The sequence below is a fragment of the Pseudomonas sp. FSL R10-2189 genome, from assembly GCF_009600325.1.
Taxonomy (GTDB): domain Bacteria; phylum Pseudomonadota; class Gammaproteobacteria; order Pseudomonadales; family Pseudomonadaceae; genus Aquipseudomonas; species Aquipseudomonas helleri.
This window is the reverse complement of the sequence record NZ_WIVZ01000001.1, coordinates 1-26,547: the sequence shown is the minus strand read 5'-3', so window position 1 is coordinate 26,547 and position 26,547 is coordinate 1. Positions and strand designations below refer to the sequence as shown.

Sequence of the window (26,547 nt, the reverse complement as noted above, 5' to 3'; positions counted from 1 at the left end):
GAGTGGCTTTGTTGTGTATGGACCCGGCAGTTCTGCCAGTGGGGACAGGGCCGGCCAGCAATAAAACGACCAATTTCGCGCCTAATGTGAATTCTGATTTACCCACAGCATGCACCGGCATCGATCCGTTAAACTGACTCGATAGGCCTAACAGCGCAGGCCTCTCGCGCGCTGACATCTGTTGGGGATACCACTTTATGAGCAATTGGACCATCGCCCTTGGCGATAAAGTATTGGGTCCTCTTAGCGACGAACAAGCAATGCTCGCAGCCCGGGAGAATCCGGGCGCATGGTGTTGGCAACCTGGAATGAGCGATTGGCAGCTGGTCTTTCAAAATTCGGTGATTCGCCCGATGAAAAAGGACAAAGTCACCCCAATGCCGGCTCCTCCGGCAAGCATGATGTTTCCTAAACCTACGGCATTGCCTGCTCAATCTGGTGCGGGAATTCCATCAAGCAGCCCACCCTCACACTCGCCAGCGCCAGCGCCAGCGAACCAAGACCCTACGCAATCCTCTATTGGGCATTCCTCGGCGGGCTTTGGATCTGGCCAGCGCACGGATGGGATCGACTACCGGATCTATGGTCACGAAACCCAGTATCTGGAAGTCGAACTGGACCAGGGTGAAAGCGCCGTCGCCGAAGCTGGAGCCATGATGTACAAGACTGGCTCCGTTGAGATGGCCACCATATTCGGTGACGGCAGCGGTAACGATTCTGGAATCATGGGCAAGCTGTTAGGAGCGGGCAAACGCCTCCTAACGGGCGAGAGTCTATTTACCACGGTGTTTACTCAGCAAGAGCCCGGAAAAGGCGTGGTCGCGTTTGCAGCCCCTTTCCCGGGCACCATCCTTCCCTTGAGCCTGGCTGACTACGGCGGGAAGCTGATTTGCCAAAAAGACAGCTTCCTAGCTGGCTCTAAAGGGGTGAGCATCGGTATCCATTTTCAGAGAAAGATTCTGACTGGGCTGTTCGGGGGCGAAGGCTTCGTCCTCCAGAAACTTGAGGGTTCAGGACTTGCCTTCGTGCATATGGGTGGTTCGATTCGCAAGATCGAACTCAAGCCGGGCGAGCGGCTTGATGTTGACACTGGATGTCTCGCTGCCATGACTTCGAGCGTGGACTTCGATATCCGCCGTGCCGGCGGCCTCAAAAGTATGCTGTTCGGGGGTGAAGGCGTGTTCTTGGCCACTGTGACTGGACCAGGAACAGTGTGGTTGCAGAGCCTTCCCTTTTCTCGTCTTGCAGGTCGGATGCTTGCCTCTGCCCCTCAGGGCGGCGGTGAGCGCAAGGGCGAAGGATCTATCCTCGGCGGACTGGGCGACATCATCGGTGGTCGCAACTAGCGGAAAGCTACGCCCGGGCTGTAGCAGCTTGCAACAATCCAAGCCTTCGGCTCGGGTGCATCTCTGGTACATAGTGACCGTTTTGATCAACGGTGATTTCGCGATGGTTCGCTGGGCAAAACGGTCGGTTGGTATCCTGTCTTTGGTTTTGGTTTGCGCGGCGGCATTGGCCTTCTACTACTTCCTCCCGCGACATGAGGTAGTGCTTGTCACCGGTGTGGAGGTCAAACGCATGGATGCCGACGGCGTCATCAATGCCGAAAACCCGGCCGATGGCCCGACGCGGGACGTGTACTTCATCAACACGGAAAACCCGGACACCAAGGACGTAGCGGTCTACCGCAATGAAGACACGGGGTGGAGCTTCCCTTGGTATTTCAAGTTTGACTCAGCAGATATCCAAGCCAAAGCTCAGGGGTATTCGCGGGACGCGCAGCAGCTTGCGGTAATACGCTACTACGGATGGCGATTCCAGATCTTTTCGATGTTCCCCAACGTCACCGATATCAAAGCGACCACCGGCCGTACTGAGCCTTTCCCATTATTCAACACAATATTCTTTGTAGCACTGGCGCTCGTGCTGGTCGTGACTGGCCTGTTCGTGAAACGATTGCTTGTGCGCCGGCCGCGGGGGATGGTGCCTAAGTAGCTCCGGGTTTTCTTCGGGTGTCGAAAACCTCTACGAGGGCGTTATCCTGACCCTAGCGCTGCCGGGAAAGCCCTCCGGCAGCAGGATTATTGCCAAATTCTCGACCCCATCAAGGAAGCATATGAAGATCTCCCAAGGTCAGCGTTTACCTCTGGCCAGCATCGGAATATCCGATCGCTTCACCCTCGATGTACAAATCGCGACTTCACATGTCATCGATTTCGTTTGCTTTGGCCTTGACGCCAATCAGAAGCTATCCGATGACCGCTATATGGTTTTCTTCAACCAGCCGAACGCTCCCCAGGACTCGGTCGTGCTGAAAAGTAAGGGGGCATTCTCGATCAACCTGGCTGCGCTTCCTGCCACGATCGATCGGTTGGTATTTACCGCATCGATTGACGGCACTGGCGCAATGAAAGACATAGGTGCAAGCAGCTTTGACTTGAGCGCCCCAGGTGAAGTGCCTGCGGCGATCTGTGATTTCTCCGGTGATACCTTCAGCGCTGAGAAGGGCATCATGGTTGCCGATATTTACCGCAAAGACGGTGCTTGGCGCTTACAGTCCAACCTGCAGGGCTTCAACCAAGGCCTCGATGCGCTGGTGCGTCATTTTGGCGGTGAAGTCGCTGAAGAAGCTGCGGCGAGCCCTCCTCCACCGATTCCGACTCCGCCACCAGCACCCGCGCCCGTTGTAGCCACATTCTCACTTGAGAAGAAGGTTGCGGCCGCAGCGCCAGCGCTCATCAGCCTGGCGAAAAAGGCTCAGATCACGCTCGAAAAGAAAAATCTGACGCAACTCAAGGCTAAGGTCGCGGTTGTCCTTGACGTATCAGGCTCCATGAACGGTCAATACAGCCGCGGCCGTGTACAGGAAGTTCTGAATCGGCTTATTCCGCTGGCAGTTGCTTTCGACCTCGACGGAGAGCTTGATGTATTCGGCTTCGGGGCCAAGCCTGTACAGCTTTCACCAGCGACGCTCTCGAACTACAGCGACTACGTCAACAAGGATCACGGCGGCTGGAAAAAATGGGATGTCGGCTCTCGTATCAACGATGAACCTAAAGCCATGCGGATGGTGATGGACTACTACGGTCGTCAGGGCGACAAGATGCCGGTCTACATCATGTTCCTGAGCGATGGTGGAGTACATGAGAACCGTGCCATCACGAAGCTGATGACCGAAGCCGCCAGCCAGCCTTTCTTCTGGCAATTCGTTGGGCTAGGTGGCTCATCCTATGGGATCTTGGAGAAGCTTGACGACATGCCCGGCCGTTTAGTCGACAATTGTAACTTCTTCGCGGTCGATGACCTGCACGATATGACTGAGGAGCAGCTTTACGACGCCTTGATGGAGGAGTTCCCAGGCTGGCTCAAGGAAGCCAAGGCCAAGTCGATCATCGACTAATCACTCCCCCCATACTCCCGCGGCACCATGTCCGCGGGAATCCAATCACACTATCCCAGCGCTGCAATACCGTGCGGTTCGATCTCGCGGAAGCGGGAAGACCTGTCGAGGCTAACAACGGCACCGAAGCTGTTCAGAGTTGCAGCAGGATCGATGTCCTCAAGCCTTGCAAAGTCCAACGTCTCCCATTCTGCTCTCGTGACCAAAACCGAAAGGATGTAGGGCTCATCTACCTTGCCGTTTGCTGGGTTAGGCCGCTGCAGATAACCGGATACCAAACACTTGTCGATCGCCGGCAGCAGAGCAAATACCTCGCCCACCACCCTGAACAACGACCCGTAGCAGAGCCCAACGAAATCGCGGCGCACTTGGGCGTCAGTTCGGTTCTTGAAGCTCAGCTTGCCATTCCCTTTCGCTTCCGCTGTTCGGCGAGGAATATCGTCCTCATCAGGAAGGTCGACGTCGAGAGCAACACCGGTGACATCGTGGGTGAACTCGTAATCGACGATCGTTTCTTTGGGCCAGGCGATATCGCTGAGCACGTAATCAAGGGCCTTTTCCATTTGTGCGCTGAAGCCCTGAGCTGCCAACCTGAATGCCTTCCGGGTTTCATTGATCAGCGTTTCTTGCGCGTCCCGAGCTGCAGTCCAGTCCGCGAGATCTTGCTGGTACTGCAACTCAAGTCTGAGACGCTCTGCCTCAATTTCTTTCCCCCTGAACAGTCGCTCCATCATCCCGCTTGAAGGTGCAGCAGCCATGACTGGTTGCTCTTCAGCGAAAGCCGGGGGTAGCTTTGGTGAGGCCCCAGGCCCGGGAGTCGCCATGTACACCCCGAGACAGGCTTCAAGCTCCTGATTGACCTTCTCAGCGGCTTTCTCAAGCAGCTGTTGGATCGCTTCAGCCTGTTCGGTTTTCGCCCGGCGAACAAGCGCTGGGGGAAGATCATTGCCGTCCTCGTCCGTGATGAGAAGAGTGCCGTCATCTTCAACCTTGATTTTGATCGAGCCGCTGTAGTCATCAGAATCGAACGCAGGTGTGGAACATCCTTGTCTTCCGCCATCGAGGCGATGTCGGTACGACAAGCCAGTGCCTGGTAGCCCTGCATTGAGAAAGGTGCCGTTCCGGCCCATTGTCATGCTGAGCCCGCGCGGTCCGATCGAGGTGCTCACACCTTTCGCCGATATGTTCAAACGAACCCCGGGGACAATAGTGACTCGTTTCGAAAACCTAAACCCCATGACTGCTTCTCCTTCGCATAGATGGCCAAGCCTAAGCTTGGCGCTGGAGTGTTTTACGTTCTGCCGGCGATGTAATCATCGATATGCGAGAACTGACGATTTCGGCACATCCATCCAGTGAGCACGGCGAACAACACGCTACCTGCCAGGGCCCAGTTGCGGCGTCGACGACGATCGGACGCTGTCCTTCCCCCGCCAAGGATCAATGCCCCGATGGACAGGAAGTAGATCGAAAACAGGATGATCTTCGCGTAGAGGGCCAGCAGGAAAAAAAGCGAGAACCCATTGCTTCGGAACGTCTGAATGATGATTTGCAAAGACATCAGGCCGGCAACCACTGCAGCGGTGATGAATGAGGTGCTTTGTGAGAACTCAAGCCAGCTAGCCAGGAAGTACGATCCCACTGATACGAACGGTGTCAGTGTGGTCCAGAGCGCGTCTGTGTAACAGCTGTAGATCACCATCGACCCGCGGCTATGCAGCCAGATGCAGATCAGAAGCAGGAAAGCCATGCCGACTGCCCCGATCTTTAGCGTGCGGGTGTCAATCGTTTCCGTGCTACTCCCTGCGCCCCGAGGTGATTCGGGATTCACGCTTGGCTGGAGTGCGCGCTTCGTCTCAGTAGATCCTCCCAAAATCGGACTAATCTGGTGCGCGTTTTTGGTTGAGGGCTGACTCTGAATAGAACTTGCCATTGGTATTGATGTTGGTGGTTGCGGCCCGCTGGAGTCAGTCAGAACCTTAATGCGCCCTTCAAGCGACTGGGATACACACTCGAGCGACTCACACAAATCGCGCTGCTTGATCCAAGCCCTTTGTTCGGATCTCAACCTTGTCTTATCGGCGGAATTTCCAAGTGCCTGAACGTAGGCAGTATTGAGCTTCTCGTCCTGAAGCTGCAGAGACTGGCTGCCGCAAATTTGGAGCTCTGAAAAGGTGACTGCCTTTTTACAATCGAAGCTTGTCGCCCCCGCAGGGGGCGTGAATGCAAGCGCCCAAGCTAGCGCCATACAAAGTGAACCAAAATACAGACGCATTTATCCCTTACTCCCCGACATCCTTGGAAGCGCCCCACAGGGGCGCGAAGACATACTGAACTACTGCTGCGCGCCGGAGATTTTTAGCCCGGTCACGTCGACGAACCTGGTGCCGTCCCAAACATACTTCTGCTGGTTCTGCACAGATGGGCAGCAGTCAGGATCATCTGGCCCCGACGTTAGGGCGTCAACCAGTACTGTTTTCCAGCCACCATTAGTCATGCTCTGTACGCTTCCATTGATCACAGCGGATCCTGGCATAACGCGCCATTTCCCATTCTCATACACGAAGCCTACGAGAGTCTGATACCCATTCTGAGCACCACCCGAACCTTCGATGGTGTACACCACAGCTGCGTCGAGATGCTTATCAGCGTTGAAGTCAATGCGAAGAGTGTGGCGGCCTTCCAGATACTCCTCCCCACCATCCTTGTCTAACGTGCCGATGTACTCGGTGACAGCTGCATTAAGAGCTTCGGTCTCGGCTGATGCATTCTCTTGAGGGGCAGTGACTGATTCGCCTCGAGCTTCATTGTTAGCGGCAGCAGCCTGTGGCGCGCTCGCTGCACTGCCTTTTGTAGAGGTCCCTGCGAGAGCTTTCTGAGCATCTTGATCCAGCTTCAATCCGGCAACCTGAGCACGATCCCGGAATCGTTTGAGAATTACCGGGTACGCAGAAGCAATGTCTGAGGGAAGCATCTGGAGAACGTGCCCCTTTGGCGAAGGCGGGTGATTATCACCGAGGAACCACCTTGCGAAAATATTCGGCCGCATCTCATCAAACTTGGTGGTGTATTCCTCGACAAACTCGTCTGCCACTTTTTGGTAGAGATCCCAGCCTTTATCACCATAGAGCTTCGTGATCGTTGTTTCCGCGTCGGAATCTTTGAAGTCAGTTAACTCCAAGGCTTTGATATTAAAGTCAACTGTCATATCGCGGCAGTTATAGGTATCGTTTCCCGCACACTGCGATCGCAACTCGTTTTGGGCGATGCTCAGTCGAACATCATTCGCTTTTTGCCCGCAGCCCGCTAGCATCGCTGCCGCTACAGCGCTGATCAAAACTCTTCGTAACATCAGATTCTTCCGTAATCTATACGCTCGTCAACACTGCTGTGCTGACACCGAAACGCTGAACGGCATACGCTCGTCAGCCGCCGCCGCCTTTGAATTTTTTGAAGGATGCATAAAAAAGCCCCTGCACTGCAGGGGCTTTTTGCAATGGCTAGTATCAGCCGATGCTTACGCCGTGAGCTTCAGCCAGTGGCTTCAAGCCGCCAGCATAGCCTTGGCCGATGGCCTTGAACTTGAATTCTGCACCGTGGCGGTACAGCTCGCCGAAGATCATCGCAGTTTCGACGGAAGCATCTTCGCTCAGGTCGAAGCGCGCGATTTCTTTGCCGTCAGCTTTGTTCACAACGCGGATGTAAGCGTTGCTAACTTGACCGAAGCTCTGCTTGCGCAGTTCAGCGTCGTGAATGGTCACCGCGAACACCAGCTTTTTGACATCCGCAGCCAGGCCGGTCAGCTTGACGTTGACCTGCTCGTCGTCACCTTCGCCAGCGCCGGAACGGTTGTCGCCGAGGTGCTCGATCGAACCATCAGCAGAAGTTTTATTGTTGTAGAAAATGAAGCTCGCGTCGTTGAGAACCTTGTCGTTCTCACCAGTTACAAATACCGAAGCGTCGAGGTCGAATTCAACGCCGTCGGTCTTGCGCGCATCCCAACCCAGTCCAACAACGATCTCGGTCAGACCTGGAGCCTCTTTTGAAAGGCTCACGTTCCCGCCTTTAGAGAGCGACACCGCCATGAGTAATTATCCTTAAATATCAATAGGTTATTCAGGCATAGCACTGGTTTGCGCTATACCTAAATAGGTCTCAGAAGGACAGGCCGTAGCCTACTGCAACTGCCTTCAAACCGCCGGCGTAGCCTTGACCGATGGCGCGGAATTTCCACTCACCACCATTGCGATAAAGCTCGGCGAAGATCATCGCGGTTTCAGTCGAAGCATCTTCTGCGAGATCGTAGCGAACGACTTCAGCGCCGGTGACTTCGTTAACGATGCGAATGAACGCGCCGCCAACTTGGCCGAAGTTCTGCTTACGAAGTTCAGCGTCGTGAATGGTCACGGTGAATGCAACCTTATCGATGTCGGCAGGCACACGGCTCAGGTCGACCTTGAGAACTTCGTCGTCGCCATCGCCAGCACCAGTACGGTTGTCGCCGGTGTGTTCGATCGAACCGTCCAGGCTTTTCAGCTGGTTGTAGAAAATGAAATCCGATTCACCGCGGACCTTGCCGGTGCTGCTCAGCAGGAACGCACTGGCGTCCAGGTCGAACTCAGTACCATCAGTGACGCGTGGGTCCCAGCCCAGGCCAACGATGAGCTTGGACAGCGATGGATCTGTCTTGGTAAGCGAGAGATTCCCGCCTTTCGAAAGCGACAATGCCATTACTTAACTCCTTGTTTCGTCAGTGATTTTCAGTTGGATTCTGCAGTCGGCTCTTCCTTTTCAGGGAAGATCAGACTCGCGACAATACCGATGACCAAAACGACCATGACGATGATCAAGCTGGTGTTTGCATCGATGCTGTAGCCATGGTGGAACATGTGATCAGTAGCATTCAGGCCTAGCTTCACCGCGATGAAGAACAGCAAAGCGATTACGGCTTTCTCGAGGTGAACCAGATAACGCTTCAGCGCCTCCAGAACAAAGTACATGGTGCGCAACCCGAGAATTGCAAACAGCATCGCAGAGTAGACAATCAGAGGCTCACGGCTGACCGCGATGACTGCTGGCACAGAGTCAAAGGCGAACAGTACGTCAGAGATCTCAGCCACGACAAGACAGAGGAACAAAGGAGTGGCGAAAATCGCACCCTTCGCTGCCAGGGTCATACCTTGGTTTTCTGGCTTGCGCAGCTCACCTTCCAGCACCTTGCGGCTCACGAAGAACTGGTTCTTGTAGAGCTTCGGCCACACGGGAAACAGCTTCTTGGCGAAGCGGTAAGCCATGTGAGTCGAATAGTCTTCCTCTTCTTCGTCATCACCGCCGCCCTTCAGCATCATGATTGCCGTCCAAGCGACGATCACAGCGAAGACGACCTCAACCCATGGACCGAAGGCAAGCAGCCCGGTACCGATGGCGACGAAGATTCCGCGGAACACGATCGCACCGATGATGCCCCAGTAGAGTACGCGGTGACGCAGGCCATCAGGCACTTTGAACCAGGCGAAGATCGCCATGAATACGAAGAGATTGTCGACGCTGAGTACCTTTTCAAGCGCATAGCCCGTTACGAACAGGCTGGCAACTTGTGGCCCGTGCTGAACGTATAGAAAGCCGGCGAAGCCGAGCGATATTGCAATCCAGAAGATAGACCACGCCGAGGCCTTAGCCAGCGACACAGGTTTGTCGCCTCGGTGCGTGAGCATATCGAGCAGCATTGCGCCGATGGCAAGGCCGACAAAAACGGCCATGGTCAGCGGGGGGAATCCAATATGGGTAACTTCCACGATGCGGTACCTTAGAGTTCGAAATCAGCTGGGTTCAGACCCAGCTCGAGACAGATCTGGCGGCAAGCCGCTTTCTCTTTATCATCAAAGTTTCCGTCGGACGCGCCGATAGCGCATGCCACACGGACCAGCAGACGGGCAGCCCCATCGTTGCCTTTGATCTTGTTGATCGTTTTCAGCGCTTCAGCCTGACCGATCTGGAAGTCGAATTCGAACTTCCCGACCGAATCATTGAAGGCCGCGATCACGTCGGACAGGTTGAACACCTTCAACTCAGGCGAGTTGTTGATGAAACCGGACATCTTCATTTTTTCGGCAGACGACACCTCGCCGTCAGCGGCGGCGATCATGGCGCAAGCGGCCGCAGTGGCCTCCATGAAGTTGCGGTTTTTGAACTTGGTCACTTCCGTGGTGAGCGCCGCACGGGCTTTCTCAGCGTTAGTCTTCAGCCATCCCAGCATGTTCTGTACCTCTCAAGGCGGGGCCAGATGCCCCGCGTGAATCAGATTATTTAGAGCCAGCGCGCCAGCGCATGCCCCAACCGTAGGCTTTGTCCATTGGCTCTTGATTGCTATGGAAATCGACCCTACGAGTGACCTTAACGGCACCGTTGTCGTTTTCAAGGAGAGCGATAGCGCAGCAGCCCAGACGGCCGCCCTCCTCGTTCAGACGAACCTCGATCTCTGGCTGACCAGGAACGAAGATGGTGACCACACCGTCGGTAGCCTTCCAGTCAGGCGCGCCATCGTAGATGAAGGCAAAGATTAGAATGCGTTTGATCTCGCTCCACTTCTTACCATTGATGTGCAACCACTCACCGCCAGCTACAGCACCTGTACGGTCATCGCCCATCAGCTTGATGAACGGCTCGTAATCGAGATCGCCGAAGCTGTTTCCGAGAGCCTGAACGACGCTCTTTTCACCATCCTGCAGCTCGTACAAGCACCCCAGATCCAAGTCGATTTCCTTCGACTTGGTGAAGAAGCCGCTCTTACCGCGGTTCCAGTTCAGGTTGACCCGTATTTCACCAAAGCCAGCCGCAGTCTTCTCCAGGCTGATCGAGGTGCGAGACTTGTCGAGGGTGACCTTGCTCAGGCTAATCGTTGATTTCGCGGGCGCTGGTGCGGGCGCAGCCGGCGTCGGTGTTGGCGTTGGCGTTGGCGTTGGGGCTACCGAAGGAGGGGGGGCATCTGAGATGTCCACTCCGAAGTGAGTGGCCAATGGAGCCAGTCCGCCAGCAAAGCCCTGCGCAACACAGCGGAACTTCCATTGACCTTGGCGGCGATAGAACTCGCCCAAAATCAAAGCTGTCTCTTTCATCCCCGCAGTCGGGATTTGAGCGTCAACGCCACCACTGACGGTGACCTTCAAGCTCGATACGCGATCGAAGCTGGCCTTGTTCTCGTGGATGGTTGCTGTCAAAGCAACTTTATCTACTGCCGATTCAAGGCGGCTCAAGTCGACGTTGAAGACGGCGCGACCACTTGAGGCGTCCGTCATCTGTACCGCTCCGCCCAGCACATTTGGCTGGCCGTAGAAGCACATATCGTTGTCACCGCGAACCTTGCCAGACTCAGTCAGTGCAAAGGCCGAAACGTCAATATCCGCGCCGGGGATTGGTGTATAGGCGATCTCGATACTGATCGAGCCGGTGGCGACCGGCGCATTACCGCCCGGGACCAGGCTCGTCATGCGCGCACCGCCTGAACAGCCAGGCTGACCAGATCATCAGCTGTGCGGCCGCGAGTGGTTTTACCGATGGCCTTGAACTCCCAGCCCCCAGCACTACGGGTCAGGCTCGCCATGACGACGCCAGTGTGTGCACCCTGTTCGGACAGGTTAAAACGTGCGAGTTCGTTGTTTTTGCCGAAATCAACGATACGGCAATAGGCGTTCTCGATGCGCTCGAAGTTTTCGCCGGTAAAGCTGTTCACAGTGAACACCAGGTGGGTTACCGCCGACGGCAGCTTGGAAAGGTCAACGAAGATGGTTTCATCATCGCCTTCACCTTCACCAGTGCGGTTGTCACCGGAATGGCTGATCGAACCGTCTTTGGATTGGAGCTGGCGGAACCAGACCAAATCCACCGGTTTCAGATTGGCGTCGAAAAGGATGCAGGATGCGTCCAGATCGATATCGCCGCCTTTACCGAACAACTTGCCGAGCAGGCCAGATTTGACTGGGTCCCAACCCAGGCCCAGGGAAATCTTTGTCAGACCAGCGCCTGCGGTTTTCTCAAGACTGATCGACTGATTCTTAGAAAGGGTAAGTGCCATCGTTACGCTCCTTGTTGATCGTTGGTCTACTGCTTGTCGGCAGCGGTGCCAGTTACTGAATTCTTGCGGGCTTCGTTCTGACGAACGCGAGCCTCGATTTTTTCTATCTTTATGCGACCGCGCTGCCAGCGCGGGTGAAAGTAACGCCAATGTGGCTCTTGCGCTGCGGCCAGCAACTCATGATCTCCACGCGTATCTCCCCAGGCACGCAGCCTGAATTTTTCCAAAGGCCCATATACGGATTCGAGACGAAGCACCTTGGCTTCGCAGCGACAATTACTGCCGCTGATCCTGCCCGTGAGCACTCCATCGGCGACTTCAAGCTCTGTGGCTATCAGCTTGATCCCCAGCTCATTTGCAAAAGGGGCCAGTACCAGTCGTGGTGATGCAGAGCAGATCGTTACTTCTGCGCCACTGGACAACTCTGCGGCGACCGATTGTAAACCGGCTGGGCGCATGAGCCGGCTCCAGTAGGCCCTTCGAAATTCAACTGCTCGTTGCTCAACCCAATCGACCGGTACGCCTTTGAGAAACGAGGCGATAAGAACGGCTTTAAGCTCATCGCGGCTCATCCCCTTGCCGAGGTAACGAAGAGCGGCGGGAAGCATGCGCATGACGCGAACGGAAAAGATGCGCACGCCAAACGCATATCTCAGGAACGGAACGAAACTATCCCGCCGGGTTAGCGTGCCGTCGAAATCGAATACAGAGAGGATGGGAGCTGCCACCGGGCCTGCTTCAAGCATTTCCTGAGTCACCGACCTACCTCTGCGAGACGGATTGGCTCTGACATGGAAATTTCCGCCGGTTTCACGCCATGCCATTTCGCTCGCTCAATCACCTTTATCGCCCAGTTGTAATGCGTGGCTGGCTCAACCATCGCGTCGTCGTGCTTGAACACAGCGGGTGCTGAGTCGTTGACGATCAGCTTTGCGCAATTCAGATCCTCAATCGACACACGGAATGCATCATGAATTTGAGAGATCTGCGATGGATGAATCGCGGTCTTGCCTACCAATCCGTGTGAGATATCCAAGGCAAGCTCCTCTGAGAACAACTCAGGGGTCGCAAGCTGCTCAAACACCGGTGCGGTGAGTGCGAAACCTTGAGCACCCAGCACGCCAGCCAGCATCGGTATGACGTATCCCATAGGCGTGTTGTACAGCGTTGCTGTGGGATTTCGGCGAAGCCCAAGGCATCCCATCAAATCATTGCCACCGATACGAAGCGCCAGGATGCGATCGCCAAAATCGGAGCGCAGTGCTGCGCCCAGATCAACCATCGCCGCCGGGTTGTATACCTCGGAAGTTTCCAAGGTAGGCATAAGCAAAAGTGCCGGATTCGTCACTGCCTTTACCCACTGCCCCTGCGACGAAAAAGTGAGTTTCGGAACTACAAAACCGTCGACGGCACAAATTTCTGGCCAGTCATTCAGCATCGCTGCCATTTCCGAATCGCGGGGCCGAATAAAAACGAGCGGACCATCACCGTTACGAAGATGCTCAAATTGAATAGCCTTCAGCACACCGCGCAACTGCTGAAGTGCTGCATCAACATCAGACACTGCAACCGCATCTTCGAGACATACCACCACAGAGCGAAGCCCGGGCAGCTTTACACCTCGGATGACGTCGAGAATGTCAGAGCGTGTCGCAGGCATGTACAGCGTTGCGCCGAGAGCATACGGAGAGGTTCTGCTCATCAGTTCACACTCCTGATGATGGTTACAGCGCGGTACGGGCCAAGCTCTTCACCAGCCTCTTGCACCTCAATGCCAGCTCGGTCAGTCAGATGCATCAACAGTTGAACGTCCGCATCTGTACGGTCCCGAACGAGCACCTGATCAGGCACGCGGCGCAGCACCGCCCGAGTCGCTTCAGCGATACCAGGCTTTACGCGGTTGAGATTCGAGACGCCGAACCGTGCGGCCAGACCATCGACTACCCCCAAAGCGCTCCGCTGAAGAGCCAGTGCTTCATCTGGAGTCCAGGGTGCTGCAGGACTAACTTCAACGGACATACGCGCTGCTTCAATGCGGTCGATGAACTGTCGAGTAACGTCGTGCTCATGCAGATGGTCGTAAACCACGCAGCCATGAAGGCCACCTTCAGCTGGCCAGATCGAACGCGAGACCAACCCAGATACGGTTGCACCGAGGATGCCAGAAGGAATGATCCAGTCATCGGCGGAGGCAGCTAGCCACGCACGGCCGCATGGATCCGCCAACACGACAAGGCGAGGCTCCTCGGGGAAACGTGTGTCGCCGGCGAGGCAGCGCTTAATCTCGCCGGAGATGGCACCTTTACCGGTCCAGCCGTCAACGAAGACGATATTCTCGGCTCCGTGCTCTGCGATGATGCTTTCGAGGGCGACCATGTCGATGCCGCGATCACGGACAATGCTGATTCCGTAGTGGTGCGCATCGCGTCCAAGCCCCAGCAGGGCACGGCGCAGGAGAACCCCAAGTGGCAGTCCAGCGCGCACGAATGAAACCAACGCGATGGTCGGGCCGCGGTAGCGCTCTTCGAGCGCCAGCGCCAACGCCAACGCCTGAACATCCTCAGCCATGCGCATCGCGTTCTGGCTCATGGCTTTCTCGAACAAGCCCATGTGTGTACTGGAAGGGGCGCTCTCCTGACTGATCATCTCGGAGTAGTGTTTTTGATTGGTCTGAATCAGACGTTCCTTTTCGAGAACATCAGTAAGGCCGATCTGCACTGGTCGCAAGAGAAAATGGACGTCTTCGGGCAAGTAGCTGCCACTTCCAACTGTAAGGCTTGCCAGCGAAGGATTAAGCATTGATCGAACCCTCCACCAATGCCGCGAGTTGGCTTTTAGCCGGCGTCGACCAGAAATGGCAAAGATTCATGAAACCCAAATCAGTGATGCTGTCGCCGAAACCCAACACAGGCCGCACCGCATTCAGGTCGTGATCAATCGAAAGGAAATGTTCAACAGCCGCGCGCTTGGAAAGGCCGGTTGGAAGCAAAGCCAGGTTGTTACCGTTGGTGTGGGTATGTAGCCCGTCCAACAGGCCTGCAGTACGCAATTGCTCCAGCACGAAGGTCAGATGCTCATCCACTCCGGTGTTGTGCTTCACGACAACGTAGTGGCGCTGGTTTGCTTCCTCAACGACCCAGCCGCGCAGCGAGATACCGTTTTGCGACCCGAGGTCCAACGCGGCTTCACATAGCAACGGAAGGCGTTCGTGATAGCTGGCCAACTTGTCACTCATGATCTCGTGCCACTGCTCGTTCACAGCGCCATCGGGGTTCAAGATCAGACCGCCATGGGAACAGACAGCTCCAGCGGTGAAGTTCAGACGTACACGCCCGAATGCCTCAGCGCTGCGCGCAGTGACAGGCACCACATCTGCTACCTGTAGCAGCCACTCCAGAAAATCCTTCTGGACCTGCGTTTGGTAGCCGCTCACACCGCCGTTCACGTCGTAGGATGCTGGATAGCGGAATTGGTCCTCCTCGGGCATTTTGCGGGCAGTCTGGAAGAGGGTGTCATCAAGGTCGATCAGCACAAGTGGTCGATTAAAGGCCATCGACGATCACCTCTGCGTTCAATGCCTCGATCAGAGATTGAGGAACAGCCTGCGCAGCGGTTTCGCTGCAGATGAACACGCGATCGAACTGACCGGGCGCAACGTTGTAAAGGAAATTCACGATGCCCAGGCCGTAGTTGTCGGAGAAACTGAGGGCATGCTCGATGGAGTGGCCCAACGCAATTGGCGAGCGAGTGGTCGAGCTGAAGTGAACATTAGCGCCAGCGCGCTCCAGCCGTTCTGCCAACAGGAAAGGTTTCCAAACGAACTCTCCGGTGCCCAGCACGATCACCTTCTCACCCGGTTTGACTTGGATATCGCGGCCGAGGGTGTCTTCGACCTCTCGAACACCGAGACGACCCCAGTCATTGGCAGGATCAATAGGCCAGTCGCCCACAGCCACGATGCCAGTTTCTGGCATCTCAGGGAGGGATGCCTCGGGGTTCTCTGTGAACTGATATGCGCCACTGAGCAGCGAAATCTGATCAGCAGCGCCGCCGAAGTTCGAACAGACCGCGCCAGCGGACCAGTCGGTCAATACACACGTCACCACGCGCTCTAGGTTGTGCAGGCCGGCATCGGCCAAAGCGCGGTGCAGATTGACGAAGGTCTTGCCGGTGGAAGCTTCATCATCAACCAGAACCAGAGAGCGGGCGCTGCGCAGCAAGGTGTTGAGCTCGGGGTCTTGAGGTTCATGAATCAAGTGAGCACTCGCATGTGAGTGCTCTTCCTCGAAACGCACAAATATCTGATCACCAACTGGATGGCGAGTGCTCACGATGTACATCGTGTCCGGCCGAGTCTTGGCGTACGAGCGGTGAACACCGGCACCCAGCCCTACAGCAGTCTCAGCCATACCGATAACCAACACCGGCCCTGGCAGATCAGCGGGAATTTTTGCTGCCAGGCTCCCGTAGGTGAATTCCATCACTGACGGTTTGACAGGGATATGCTTGCCTAGCACCCGTGAAACGAACAAGAAGGCACGTTTTGGATTGCGGCGCTCGGCAAATCCAAAAAGAGATTCTGGCGATACAGAAGACAGGTGGACGTCGACCTCAAGCACCCCCCGCATCAAAGATGCACTGAGCTTGGTCGACTCTTGACTAACTGCGATATGTTCCATGTCTAGGTTCCTGTGGACGTTAGATGAGAACCTAACGGCCACCCTTAAATCTTCAATGAGTCGATTTGGCTTAGCTGCGAGCTTCGATTTTCCAAAGCGAAGGCTGTACGCCTCGCGCTATGTCGGCTGCGGTAAGCGTGGTATGTGCGTCATTACGGAAGATCGAGATGTGACAGGCGTCCAAGAAGGCAACCAGTAGGTTCGACTTAACAGCGAAGTTCATATTCTGAGCATCAGGTACGGTCGAGGTGACCATTCCTACGACGCTCCCGTGCACATCAAACAGAGGGCTGCCCGATGAGCCTGGCTGAATTGCCGCTGTGAACTGCATCAGGCTTGCGTCATTGCGCAGACCAAATAGTGCCGACACGCCGCCTTGCGTGACGTGAGCTCCGCCACCAGCAAAACCCGACATCGGGAAACCAACCGCAGTTACAGGGTCGCCGAGTGAACACCCGGCAGTCGGAGCGAAGCGGACTGGCACAAGCTGAGCGCTCTTCACCCGAAGCAGGGCCATGTCATTTCTTGTGTCGACCATCACCGGCTCGGCACGATAGCGGCCATTGAACGAGTTGATCTCAATGTCGGACATACCCTCTATTACGTGGGCACACGTGATGATGGCTGTTTCGGACACCGCAAACCCCGTCCCCGTCGCCCCAGTTGGCGAACCATTCGGGCGCGAACTGCCGTTACCGGCCGATGGCTGGTCAGGATTTGCTTCATCGATGTCCAAACCGATTCGACGACCAAAAGCGGACAGTCCATAAGCCGAGCCCTCAGCCAGGGCGCGAAACTTCCATTGGCCTTGTCGCGTGTAGAACTCGCCGAGAATCAGTGCTGAGTCACCGAACTTGCTGACATCAAGATCATAGGTCGCGTGCTGCTCGATGGTGAACTTAAGCGATTTGAGCTGACCAATAGGGCCCAAGTTTGAATAGCGATAAACGACCATGAGGACCCTATCGCTACCCCCTGGCAGACGGTCCAGATGGATAGTACTGCCGACACAGGATGGGTCGCCGCTCCAGAACATCCACTTGGACTGCTCTACATGAAAAAGCGCTGCCTCACCCTTCGAATTGCGCTTGTCATCCACGGGGATCAGGGCCACAGCTGCCGTCGAGCCGAAAGCTGTGGTCAGTGAGGATTCCAATGTCCATGAGATTGAAGGCGCACTAAGTGCAATGTTCGCGCCTGGCGTCAGCATGTCTCGCTCCCTGAGGTCCCTGAATCTCTATGTAGAGTATGAGTACATAATGTACCGAAATTGAAGTCATTTTAATATCAGCTAAAAGGCACAGGCACAGCAACCGTAATCGCCTTCACACGCACGCCGCTGATCCAATTTGTCGCCGGTTCCGGAAAGCCAAGGCGCCGAGTCGCAAAAATGCCGGCGAGATTGACCCCCGTTTCGCGTGTGTATCCGATGCCACCTGAATAGCGAGGATTGATTTCCAGCAAGTGCGGGTTGCCACTCGCGTCGTCCCGGGTCTGGACGTTCACGATACCGTCGCAGCCAAAATGTTCGGCGGCTGCGATCGCTAAATCAGTCGCTGGGGATCGCCGTTCAAAGGTTTGGTGGACATCCGCCTTGCGTCGACCGACAAAAGCCACGACCTTGCCGGCCTCACATACCATGTCAACCGAACACTCGCTACCAGGCAGATAAGGCATGATCAACATTGGCTCGCGCGCGGGTGCTGCGCCGAAGATACGGTGATAGGTCTCGAAATCGACCTGACGGGCATCGGGATTTTCAAAACAGCGAAACGGGTCAACACCTTCTTTAAAGCGCCAAAACCCCTGTCCGTAAATACCCACCACTGGCTTGATGCAGACCTCCCCGCTTGGACGGAAAGTGTCATACGCCGCACGTAGTTCTTCTGCGGTCTTCACCGTGATAGCAGGAATGCAAGGGAGGCCCACTCGCTCTGCTTCAGCAGTGAACAGGGCCTTATCATCCACGAGATCGAAGGTGCGTGTGTTTACGCCACCAGTCACAAGCGTGATGCCTGCTGCCTCGAACTTCGCTCTGTGCGCCTCATAGGCACCACCCACACGCCCAGCGACAACGACCTTGATCGAATGCTCGAGCGCCGTACGGATGACCCAGTCAATTCGCTCCCCGCGGTCCTGCGGCTCGACGAAGCTCAGGTGAGCTACCCTCGTGATCTCAGGTCGGTCCCGACGATGGGATGCCAATACCTGGACTGAGGCAGGGAGAGCTTCGATGGCTCCCAATATAATCTCGCGTTGGGAGGCCTGCCCTTCTAAAAACCAGATCATGAACGTTCCTTGAAATTGAGTGTGCTGACGTACAACGGACACTTTGCCCATTCCCGTATCCGCATAGTAACGGCGCCACTTTGAGGTTCAAGGAGCGTTCATTATGAGGCCGAGACAGGGGCGTTTGCAGTAAGCCAAACGGACAGCAACACCGGTAAAGTGTTGCTATGTATGACATATACGGAAATCTCAGGATGGCCTTTGAGATCAGAGGTGCAGCCAAATCTTGATGGCTAGATTTACACAGCTATGTGCATGACGCACGTCAAAAGAGGGCTTCGAATTTCAGGCAGTCGTGTTGCCTGGCTATGGATGGTGAATCCAGCCATCGAGCACCTCGCCGAAGGCCTTACCCTCATAGGGTGCATCCAGCACAGCAAGTAATGCAGATAGCTGGGCTCTGAAGAACTTCGCAGCCCAATCATCCCAACTGGCCGCGTGTGCATCATGCCATGCGTCGGTGAATAGAATTCGAGATGAAAACACCATTACAGGTCCATTCTCGGTTCGACCAAGACGTTGCCAGTTCCAATCTCCAGGACAAATGCTAGCCACGCTAGCCTGAAAGGCCTCCAATGAACGGGCGTCCGGGCCATCGAAAGTAGGCAGCTCGCACCAAAGAGCCAGCCCCACGCTGACTTCGGGGATGTTCGGATTCACTGGGCTAATCCAGTCCACGTCGGCCGTCATAACACCAGCCCAAGCCACAAAGGCTGAGCTGTTGAACGGTTCGCCGTTCTTCGTGAGAACCTCACCGAAGAACCATGGGGACCGAAAATCGCCACGATCAGCGATCGTGCCTCCACACGGGATGAGTCCTGCAGAATTGGAGGCATGCAGGGCATATGATGCTTCTCGTACAGCCAGTGCGCCCATCTGCCCGAATGCTGTCTCAAGCCGCCTCAAAGCTGGCAGCGCAACCATGTCGCTTTCCCGCAGATCGATACTTCCCATGTCGTGATCCTCTAAAAACACAATCAGCTGCTTGGTTAAATATCCGAAGGCTGAGTTTGGATCAATGCCCCCTTGGGACAGATCCGCTCTGATCGAATGATGTAGCTCGGTCCACCAGCAGATTGCTCCGTTCCATCCCAACGGAGGTGGCGTAGCAAAGGTGAGCAGGCAAAGCCCTCCTTTCTCTTTGATACCGCGATCGATCCTCTGATCGAGGTAGCTTTGATAAAGATCAAGCTGTGGCGTCTCTTCACCGGCAGATTCGTCGAAATGCGACGTGAAGCTTGCACTCACCTTGTTTTCGACCAGGAAAAGAAAGCCAGGAGCTGAACCTGCAAGATCTGGTTTGCGGCGCGATGATCTGCCATAGCCCTGCGGGATTACATGCTGCGTCGACCATGTGATTGGGCCAGTTGGTAACTGGCCTGCCGGCAGCTTGAAAAGCATCACTAAGGCTCGTTCGCTGTAACCGCTTCGATCTGCCAGCCTGAGCCATTCTGCCAATAGCTCGGTAAGAAAGTCCTCGAAAGCACCGCGTTGGGCTGATTGCTTGTAGGTATAGAGTTTGGACAGAAAGGTCATCGGATTCCTCTGGCCTTGATTAGACGGTTGTTTAACGCTGCGCCTACTCGTGACATCGCGGTGCTGCGTGGGCAGCCCAACGCGGCAAAGACGATAAGCGGTGCGATAAGTTAGAACGGAGATAAGCTGCGCCGGTGATATGACTCTGCAAATCAACTGTAGGCGCCTGCCGAACACACCTCGCAGAGTTGGGCCCTACACCCGTTGACGCGGTAACTATGTCAGCAAGTCTGTAAAATGGGCCAATATTGTTCGTACAATTTTTCGCGTTCATCAGCCGCCTTTACTGACCCAGAGATTGCATTTCGCGATCAATTCGATCAGTAGCTTGAGCCCGGTGGGCACTTGCCGGCGGCTTGAATAATAAATGTGGCAGCCGGGGCTGGTAGTGACCTAATCCTCCGGCACAAGCCGCAATTCGTCACCCAGTGCAGCGTCCCTGAGTCGCTCATCGTGCTTACTAAGGAGCATGGAGTGGGTCAAATAGAGCCCATGCAGGTCGCCGTGATTCGGAGCAAGGCTTCCGGTGGCTCTATGGCAGTGGATAGTCTGCACAAATTCACCATCGGTGCGCTGAGGCAGGCTCGTTAGCACTGCATGCACAATCAGATATGCAAGGTGTAACGGCCAGACGCGTACGCCGAGTCAGGCTAATCAGCATCTGCTATCAACGTGGGATGAGGTCATCGGCTTCGGCACATTTGCGGTGATATCTGCATCTTGATACCTGAAAAAGAGCAATCAGAGGTACGCTTAAAAAGTTAGGTTTCGGAGCCGAAATTGCCTCAAAATCGTCAAAAGCTAACTAAAAGCTATGCCCTGATGCAGGATCGAGAGCAAAAAAAAATGCTGGACAGGCTGAAAACCTAGTAGCCGTAAGGGTTGGGCTTCAGATCGCAAAACATGACTGAGATCTAATAGGGTAGATAGTAGCATTGAGCCATGGATAACCTAGCGTCAGTGACTGATGAATAAGGCGCGAGCGATGCCCTGATCAGGCCATAGCACAAAGACAGAAATTGAACGGATCAATGCCTGCTCGCAGAAAAAGCCTGAGTGTAGGAGCTAAAATGCCCTCGCGTAACCGGCAAAGCTACCTGAATGCGCGGGACAGGGCAAACCAGCGCGAGCCGCGGCACTGGCACTTTGCCACGACCCAAGGCATGCTAGCCGTCCCGTACGCGTCCAGCTAATAATACGTGTTGCACCTTAGTCGCCAAACCGCAGGATCGCAGCTTGCCTAATGTAGCTCCGCCAACACTCACCCATGTGCCAGGCCAAACCCTTGGCCCACCCGTGCGCGGGACGTTAAAGGGTGCCTTGGCTGCGCTGGTGCTGTTTTTGCTGGGGATCCTGATTTGGTTATTAATTGAACAGTTCCAGGAGACCCTCGAACAAGAGCACCTGGCCAGCGTCCATTACAGCGCAGACCTGGCTGACCACATCAGTTTGAGCCTGGCGCTCAAGGCCGAAACCGCCCTCAACCAGCTCCCGCTTTACGAACTCCCCCGCACCCAAAGCCAGCAGCAAGCTGTGGTGAATCAACTGCGTGCAGTGGTGCCGAATGTGCAAAGCCTGGCCTTGCTCAGCCCTGCTGGCGATATCGTGCTCGACAGCAGCAGCGCCAGCCCCGACGCGGCTTTTTTGAAAGAGTGGGTACGCAGTAACCCGCCGCAAGGCCGGGGCGATGTCTATTACTACGGCAATAACCGTGATGCCAGCGTCATTTACCTGCGCTTGCGCCCGCCTAATGACACCTTCAACGGGTATTGGCTGCTGCGCCTGAGCACTGGCATGCTGCACTCGCTGACGCGCCGAACCGCCGAGAAGAACCGCCCGCAATGGCTGATCGAAAACGGCCAGACCGACACCGTGCTCAGCCGTATGGCAACCGCGTCCAGCGCCAGCACTGTCACCCCGGGCGACGAAGCCTCAACGGTGCTGCTGGTGCCCTTGAGCCACAGCGACTGGGAACTGCGCGGCCTGTTCGACCGCAACGAAGCCAAGGCGCATTTGCTACCCGGCCTGATCGGCAAATGCCTGCTGGGCCTGATGTTCTCGTCATTGCCGCTGCTGGCGCTGCTCAACATGCGCCGGCGCCAACGGCAACTGCATGAAGGTCGGCGGCGCTACCACGACATTTTCGAAGGCACCGGCGTGGCCTTGTGCGTGCTTGACCTGGCCGGTTTGCCGGGCCTGCTGGAGCGCGAAAAGCTGCACGACCGCGAGGCGCTCAAGCAATGGCTGCAAGACAACCCCGAACGGCGGCGCCTGTTATTTGAGCAACTGCGCGTCACCGAAGTGAACCAGGTGGCGTTGCAACTGCTGGGCATCAGCTCGGGCCATGAAGCCTGGATAAAACTGATCAACGGCTGCCCGGCCAACCCCTCAGCCATTGGTTATCAGTTGGTTGAAGCGGTGCTTGAACAACAGCACCAGCTTGAACTGGAAATAACCCTTACCGATACCCAAGGCCATGACCAGCATTTATGGCTGGTGCTGCGCCTGCCCGAAGACCGACAGGACTACCACGCGGTCATTCTGAGCATCAGTGACATCACCAGCCGCAAGCTGATCGAGCTGTCACTGCAAGAGCGGGAAAGCTTCTGGTCGGACGTGGTGCGTACCGTGCCTGACCACCTGTACGTGCAGAACGTGATTAGCCAGCGGATGATCTTCAGCAACCACCATTTGGGCCAAACCCTGGGCTACAGCAGTGTTGAGTTGCAGCAAATGGGGCCGTACTTCTGGGAGCTGTTGCTGCACCCCGAAGACGCCGAGCACTACAGCGAACTGCGCCAGCAACAACGCGACGGCGGTTATGCCCAGCAGCTCGATTGCCAACTGCGCTTTCGCCACCGCAGCGGCGTGTGGCGCCGTTTTGATATTCGCGAGCAAGCCCTGGCCCGTGACACCGGCGACCAAGTGACGCGCATTGTCGGGGTCGCCAAAGACATTACCGACCAAATCGAAGCCAGCGAGTCCTTGCGCGACAGCGAGCATCGCTACCGGATGCTGGCCGAGAGCATCAGCGACGTTATTTTCTCTACCAACAACAGCCTGCAACTCAACTACGTCAGCCCCTCGATCGAAACCGTGTTGGGCCATGACGCCGACTGGGTGCTCAAACACGGCTGGCAAGCCACCATCGCCAAACCACAACAGTTGACAGGCCTGTACAGCCTGATCGAACGGGTCAAGAGCGCGCTCGACAAACCGGCCCAACTGGCGGCCCTGCGCACCCAATTGCAGACCCAACTATTCCTGCTCGACTGTGTGCGTGCTGACGGGCGCAAAATACCGGTGGAGCTGCGCCTGATTCTGGTGTGGGATGAGCACGATAAATTTGAAGGCCTGCTCGGCGTTGCCCGTGATATCAGTCAGCAGCGCAGCGCCGAAAAAGACCTGCGCATGGCTGCCACGGTATTTGAGCATTCCACCTCAGCCATCCTGATCACCGACCCGGCGGGTTACATCGTGCAAGCCAACGAAGCCTTTAGCCGGGTGAGCGGCTACTCCGTTGAGCAGGTACTCGACCAACTGCCGAACCTACTGACTGTCGATGAACAGCAGCAAGCGCACTTGCAGTACGTGATCAAGCAACTGAACCAGCACAACACCTGGGAAGGTGAAGTGTGGCTCAAGCGGCGCAATGGCGAACATTACCCGGCGTGGGTCGGGATTACGGCGGTGTTCGACGACGAAGGCGACCTGGCCAGCTATGTATGCTTCTTCAGCGACATCAGCGAGCGCAAGGCCAGCGAACAACGCATCCACCGTCTGGCCTACTACGACGCCCTCACTCACCTGCCGAACCGCACGTTGTTCCAGGACCGCCTGCACACCGCCTTGCAGCAGGCCGAACGGAACAAGTCGTGGGTGGTGTTGATGTTCCTCGACCTTGACCGCTTCAAGCCGATCAACGACTCGCTGGGCCACGCCGCGGGCGACCGCATGCTCAAAGACATGGCAACGCGCCTGCTGGCCTGCGTGGATGACGACGACACCGTTGCGCGCATGGGCGGCGACGAATTCACCCTGCTCTTGCAGCCCCGCGCCACCCGCGTCATGGCGCTCAACCGGGCGGTCGGGGTGGCTGAGCAAATCCTCGCCAGCCTGGTGCAACCGTTCGTTCTTGAGAGCCGCGAGTTTTTCGTCACCGCCAGTATCGGCATCGCCTTGAGCCCTCAGGACGGCAACGAACTCAGCCAACTGATGAAAAACGCCGACACCGCGATGTATCACGCCAAAGAGCGCGGCAAAAACAACTTCCAGTTCTACCAGGCCGACATGAACGCCAGCGCCCTGGAACGCCTGGAGCTGGAAAGCGACCTGCGCCATGCGCTGGAACAGCAAGAATTTATCCTCTATTACCAACCGCAATTCAGTGGCGACGGCAAACGCCTGACCGGGGTTGAAGCGCTGTTGCGCTGGAACCACCCACGCCGCGGCCTGGTACCACCGGGGGACTTTATCCCGGTGCTGGAAGAGTTGGGGCTGGTGGTGGATGTCGGTGACTGGGTGCTGGCCGAATCGTGCCGCCAGCTCAAGCGCTGGCACCAAGAGAAAGTGCGCGTGCCTAAAGTCTCGGTCAACATCTCGGCACGGCAGTTTTCGGACGGCCAGCTTGGCACACGAATCGCCAGCATCCTCAAGGAAACCGGGCTCTCCCCGGCGTGCCTTGAGCTGGAACTGACCGAAAGCATCTTGATGCGCGAAGTCAGCGAAGCGCTGCAAATTCTCGCCAGTCTGAAAAACCTCGGCCTGAGCATTGCCGTTGACGACTTCGGCACGGGTTATTCATCGCTTAACTACCTCAAACAGTTCCCGATTGACGTGCTCAAGATCGACCGCACGTTCGTCGACGGCCTGCCGTCAGGCGAGCAGGATGCGCAAATTGTCCGCGCCATTATTGCGATGGCCCACAGCCTCAACCTGGCGGTGATCGCTGAAGGCGTCGAGACCCACGAGCAGCTCGAGTTCCTGCGCGAACACGGTTGCGACGAAATTCAGGGCTACCTGTTTGGCCGCCCCATGCCCGCGCACCTGCTGGTCAAGCAATTGCAGGCCTATGGTTTCAAGCTTGCAACATGATCACGCACGCCGTGAATCGCTTTCATATGCCAGTTAATACCCATTGGGTTAGAATGCCCTCCTTTTCTGCCCCCCGATCCTTGAGGACCGCCATGTTCAGCCGTGATTTGACACTTGCCAAGTTCGACGCCGACCTTTTTGCCGCCATGGAGCAAGAAGCTCAGCGCCAGGAAGAACACATCGAGCTGATCGCTTCGGAAAACTACACCAGCCCAGCGGTGATGGAAGCTCAAGGCTCGGTCTTGACCAACAAATACGCGGAAGGCTATCCAGGCAAGCGTTACTACGGCGGCTGCGAATACGTCGACGTGGTTGAGCAACTGGCCATCGACCGTGCAAAAGAACTGTTCGGTGCCGATTACGCCAACGTTCAGCCGCACGCGGGCTCCCAGGCCAACAGCGCTGTTTACCTGGCCCTGCTGTCGGCCGGTGACACCATCCTGGGCATGAGCCTGGCTCACGGTGGTCACCTGACCCACGGCGCCAGCGTTTCGTCCTCGGGCAAACTGTACAACGCTGTTCAGTACGGCATCGACGCCAACGGCCTGATCGACTACGACGAAGTTGAGCGCCTGGCGGTTGAGCACAAGCCAAAAATGATCGTGGCCGGTTTCTCTGCCTACTCGCAGATCCTGGACTTCCCGCGTTTCCGTGCGATCGCTGACAAAGTGGGCGCGTACCTGTTCGTTGACATGGCTCACGTAGCCGGTCTGGTGGCTGCTGGCGTTTACCCGAACCCGGTTCCATTTGCAGACGTCGTAACCACCACTACGCACAAAACCCTGCGCGGCCCACGTGGCGGTCTGATCTTGGCCAAAGCCAACCCTGAGATCGAGAAAAAGCTGAACTCGGCCGTATTCCCGGGCGGTCAAGGTGGCCCACTGGAACACGTTATCGCCGGTAAGGCCGTGTGCTTCAAAGAAGCCCTGCAGCCTGAGTTCAAGGTGTACCAGCAACAAGTGGTGAAAAACGCCCAGGCCATGGCCTCGGTGTTTATCGAGCGCGGCTACGACATCGTGTCGGGCGGTACTGAAAACCACCTGTTCCTGCTGTCGCTGATCAAGCAAGACATCTCCGGTAAAGACGCTGACGCCGCGTTGGGCAAAGCCTTCATCACCGTGAACAAAAACTCCGTACCTAACGACCCACGCTCCCCGTTCGTCACCTCGGGCCTGCGTTTCGGTACCCCGGCTGTGACCACTCGCGGCTTCAAAGTTGAAGAGTGTAAAGAGCTGGCGGGCTGGATCTGCGACATCCTGGACGACATCAACAACGAAGCCGTGATTGATGCAGTTCGCGAAAAAGTAAAAGCTATCTGCAAAAAGCTGCCTGTTTACGGCAACTGAGTGTAATTAGCTGAATAAGAAGCCCGGCCTTGAGCCGGGCTTTTTTGTGGCCGCCCTGTAGGAGGGGCCGCCCCGTCTTCGACGCCGCGCTGTCGCGCAGCAAACAGGACAGCGAGTATCTTCAGCATCCCC

Annotated in this window: 22 protein-coding genes; 5 read left to right on the top strand and 17 right to left on the bottom strand. The window is 56.1% G+C overall.

Annotated elements, in window-relative coordinates; translation table 11 throughout:
- Positions 1-197: 197 nt before the first annotated feature.
- The 3 genes from GHO32_RS00110 to GHO32_RS00100 all read left to right on the top strand — a co-directional run bounded on the left by GHO32_RS00110 (position 198) and on the right by GHO32_RS00100 (position 3,400).
- Positions 198-1,346 (top strand): TIGR00266 family protein, encoded by a 1,149-nt coding sequence (locus tag GHO32_RS00110; RefSeq protein ID WP_153442699.1) that lies wholly within the window; start codon positions 198-200, stop codon positions 1,344-1,346.
- A 103-nt stretch (positions 1,347-1,449) separates the two neighbouring features.
- Positions 1,450-1,995, top strand: a complete 546-nt coding sequence (locus GHO32_RS00105; RefSeq protein WP_153442721.1) for a DUF1523 family protein — start codon at positions 1,450-1,452, stop codon at positions 1,993-1,995.
- A 121-nt stretch (positions 1,996-2,116) separates the two neighbouring features.
- Complete coding sequence (locus tag GHO32_RS00100) at positions 2,117-3,400, top strand: VWA domain-containing protein (protein WP_153442697.1); 1,284 nt, start codon at positions 2,117-2,119, stop codon at positions 3,398-3,400.
- Positions 3,401-3,450: 50 nt separating this feature from the next.
- On the opposite strand, the gene GHO32_RS00095 is transcribed toward GHO32_RS00100, so the two are convergent.
- From GHO32_RS00095 to GHO32_RS00015, 17 genes are all read right to left on the bottom strand, one after another.
- Positions 3,451-4,638: a DUF4236 domain-containing protein gene (locus GHO32_RS00095; RefSeq protein ID WP_153442695.1), complete on the bottom strand. Its 1,188-nt coding sequence runs from the start codon at positions 4,636-4,638 to the stop codon at positions 3,451-3,453.
- Positions 4,639-4,691: 53 nt separating this feature from the next.
- Positions 4,692-5,675, bottom strand: coding sequence for a lysozyme inhibitor LprI family protein (locus GHO32_RS00090; RefSeq protein ID WP_153442693.1), 984 nt, complete (start codon positions 5,673-5,675; stop codon positions 4,692-4,694).
- 60 nt (positions 5,676-5,735) lie between these two features.
- Complete coding sequence (locus tag GHO32_RS00085) at positions 5,736-6,752, bottom strand: hypothetical protein (RefSeq protein ID WP_153442691.1); 1,017 nt, start codon at positions 6,750-6,752, stop codon at positions 5,736-5,738.
- Between the two features lie 154 nt (positions 6,753-6,906).
- Positions 6,907-7,485, bottom strand: coding sequence for a TerD family protein (locus tag GHO32_RS00080; protein ID WP_153442689.1), 579 nt, complete (start codon positions 7,483-7,485; stop codon positions 6,907-6,909).
- 70 nt (positions 7,486-7,555) lie between these two features.
- Positions 7,556-8,131, bottom strand: a complete 576-nt coding sequence (locus tag GHO32_RS00075) for a TerD family protein (RefSeq protein WP_153442687.1) — start codon at positions 8,129-8,131, stop codon at positions 7,556-7,558.
- A gap of 29 nt (positions 8,132-8,160) precedes the next feature.
- On the bottom strand, positions 8,161-9,195 hold the full coding sequence (locus tag GHO32_RS00070; protein WP_372239777.1) for a TerC/Alx family metal homeostasis membrane protein: 1,035 nt from the start codon (positions 9,193-9,195) through the stop codon (positions 8,161-8,163).
- An 11-nt stretch (positions 9,196-9,206) separates the two neighbouring features.
- Complete coding sequence (locus GHO32_RS00065) at positions 9,207-9,656, bottom strand: tellurite resistance TerB family protein (RefSeq protein ID WP_153442685.1); 450 nt, start codon at positions 9,654-9,656, stop codon at positions 9,207-9,209.
- Between the two features lie 46 nt (positions 9,657-9,702).
- The gene (locus GHO32_RS00060) at positions 9,703-10,887 is read right to left on the bottom strand and encodes a TerD family protein (RefSeq protein WP_153442683.1); all 1,185 of its coding nucleotides are present in this window, start codon (positions 10,885-10,887) and stop codon (positions 9,703-9,705) included.
- Positions 10,884-11,471: a TerD family protein gene (locus tag GHO32_RS00055; protein ID WP_153442682.1), complete on the bottom strand. Its 588-nt coding sequence runs from the start codon at positions 11,469-11,471 to the stop codon at positions 10,884-10,886. The genes GHO32_RS00060 and GHO32_RS00055 overlap by 4 nt, the downstream gene beginning before the upstream one ends.
- Positions 11,472-11,497: 26 nt before the next feature.
- Entirely contained in the window at positions 11,498-12,217 is a 720-nt protein-coding gene (locus tag GHO32_RS00050; protein ID WP_153442718.1) for an HAD-IB family hydrolase, read from the bottom strand.
- A gap of 8 nt (positions 12,218-12,225) precedes the next feature.
- Positions 12,226-13,173: an HpcH/HpaI aldolase/citrate lyase family protein gene (locus GHO32_RS00045; protein ID WP_153442680.1), complete on the bottom strand. Its 948-nt coding sequence runs from the start codon at positions 13,171-13,173 to the stop codon at positions 12,226-12,228.
- A complete protein-coding gene (locus GHO32_RS00040; protein WP_153442678.1) occupies positions 13,173-14,270 on the bottom strand; it encodes a cysteine protease StiP domain-containing protein in 1,098 nt (365 codons plus the stop codon). The genes GHO32_RS00045 and GHO32_RS00040 overlap by 1 nt, the downstream gene beginning before the upstream one ends.
- Positions 14,263-15,024 carry a trehalose phosphatase gene (locus GHO32_RS00035; protein WP_153442676.1) on the bottom strand — a complete coding sequence of 254 codons (762 nt, stop codon included), beginning with the start codon at positions 15,022-15,024 and terminating at the stop codon, positions 14,263-14,265. Before GHO32_RS00035 ends, GHO32_RS00040 begins: the two co-directional genes overlap by 8 nt.
- Positions 15,014-16,150, bottom strand: coding sequence for a phosphoribosyltransferase domain-containing protein (locus tag GHO32_RS00030; protein ID WP_153442673.1), 1,137 nt, complete (start codon positions 16,148-16,150; stop codon positions 15,014-15,016). The genes GHO32_RS00035 and GHO32_RS00030 overlap by 11 nt, the downstream gene beginning before the upstream one ends.
- Positions 16,151-16,220: 70 nt before the next feature.
- Positions 16,221-17,360 (bottom strand): trypsin-like peptidase domain-containing protein, encoded by a 1,140-nt coding sequence (locus GHO32_RS00025; RefSeq protein ID WP_153442671.1) that lies wholly within the window; start codon positions 17,358-17,360, stop codon positions 16,221-16,223.
- 77 nt (positions 17,361-17,437) lie between these two features.
- Entirely contained in the window at positions 17,438-18,439 is a 1,002-nt protein-coding gene (locus tag GHO32_RS00020; protein WP_153442715.1) for an ATP-grasp domain-containing protein, read from the bottom strand.
- Between the two features lie 306 nt (positions 18,440-18,745).
- Entirely contained in the window at positions 18,746-19,975 is a 1,230-nt protein-coding gene (locus GHO32_RS00015) for a hypothetical protein (protein ID WP_153442669.1), read from the bottom strand.
- Between the two features lie 1,236 nt (positions 19,976-21,211).
- Here GHO32_RS00015 and GHO32_RS00010 point away from each other — a divergent pair.
- Both GHO32_RS00010 and glyA read left to right on the top strand, forming a co-directional pair.
- The gene (locus GHO32_RS00010) at positions 21,212-25,069 is read left to right on the top strand and encodes an EAL domain-containing protein (RefSeq protein WP_153334930.1); all 3,858 of its coding nucleotides are present in this window, start codon (positions 21,212-21,214) and stop codon (positions 25,067-25,069) included.
- Positions 25,070-25,161: 92 nt separating this feature from the next.
- On the top strand, positions 25,162-26,415 hold the full coding sequence (gene glyA / locus GHO32_RS00005; protein ID WP_048367420.1) for a serine hydroxymethyltransferase: 1,254 nt from the start codon (positions 25,162-25,164) through the stop codon (positions 26,413-26,415).
- The last annotated feature ends 132 nt before the right edge of the window (positions 26,416-26,547 follow it).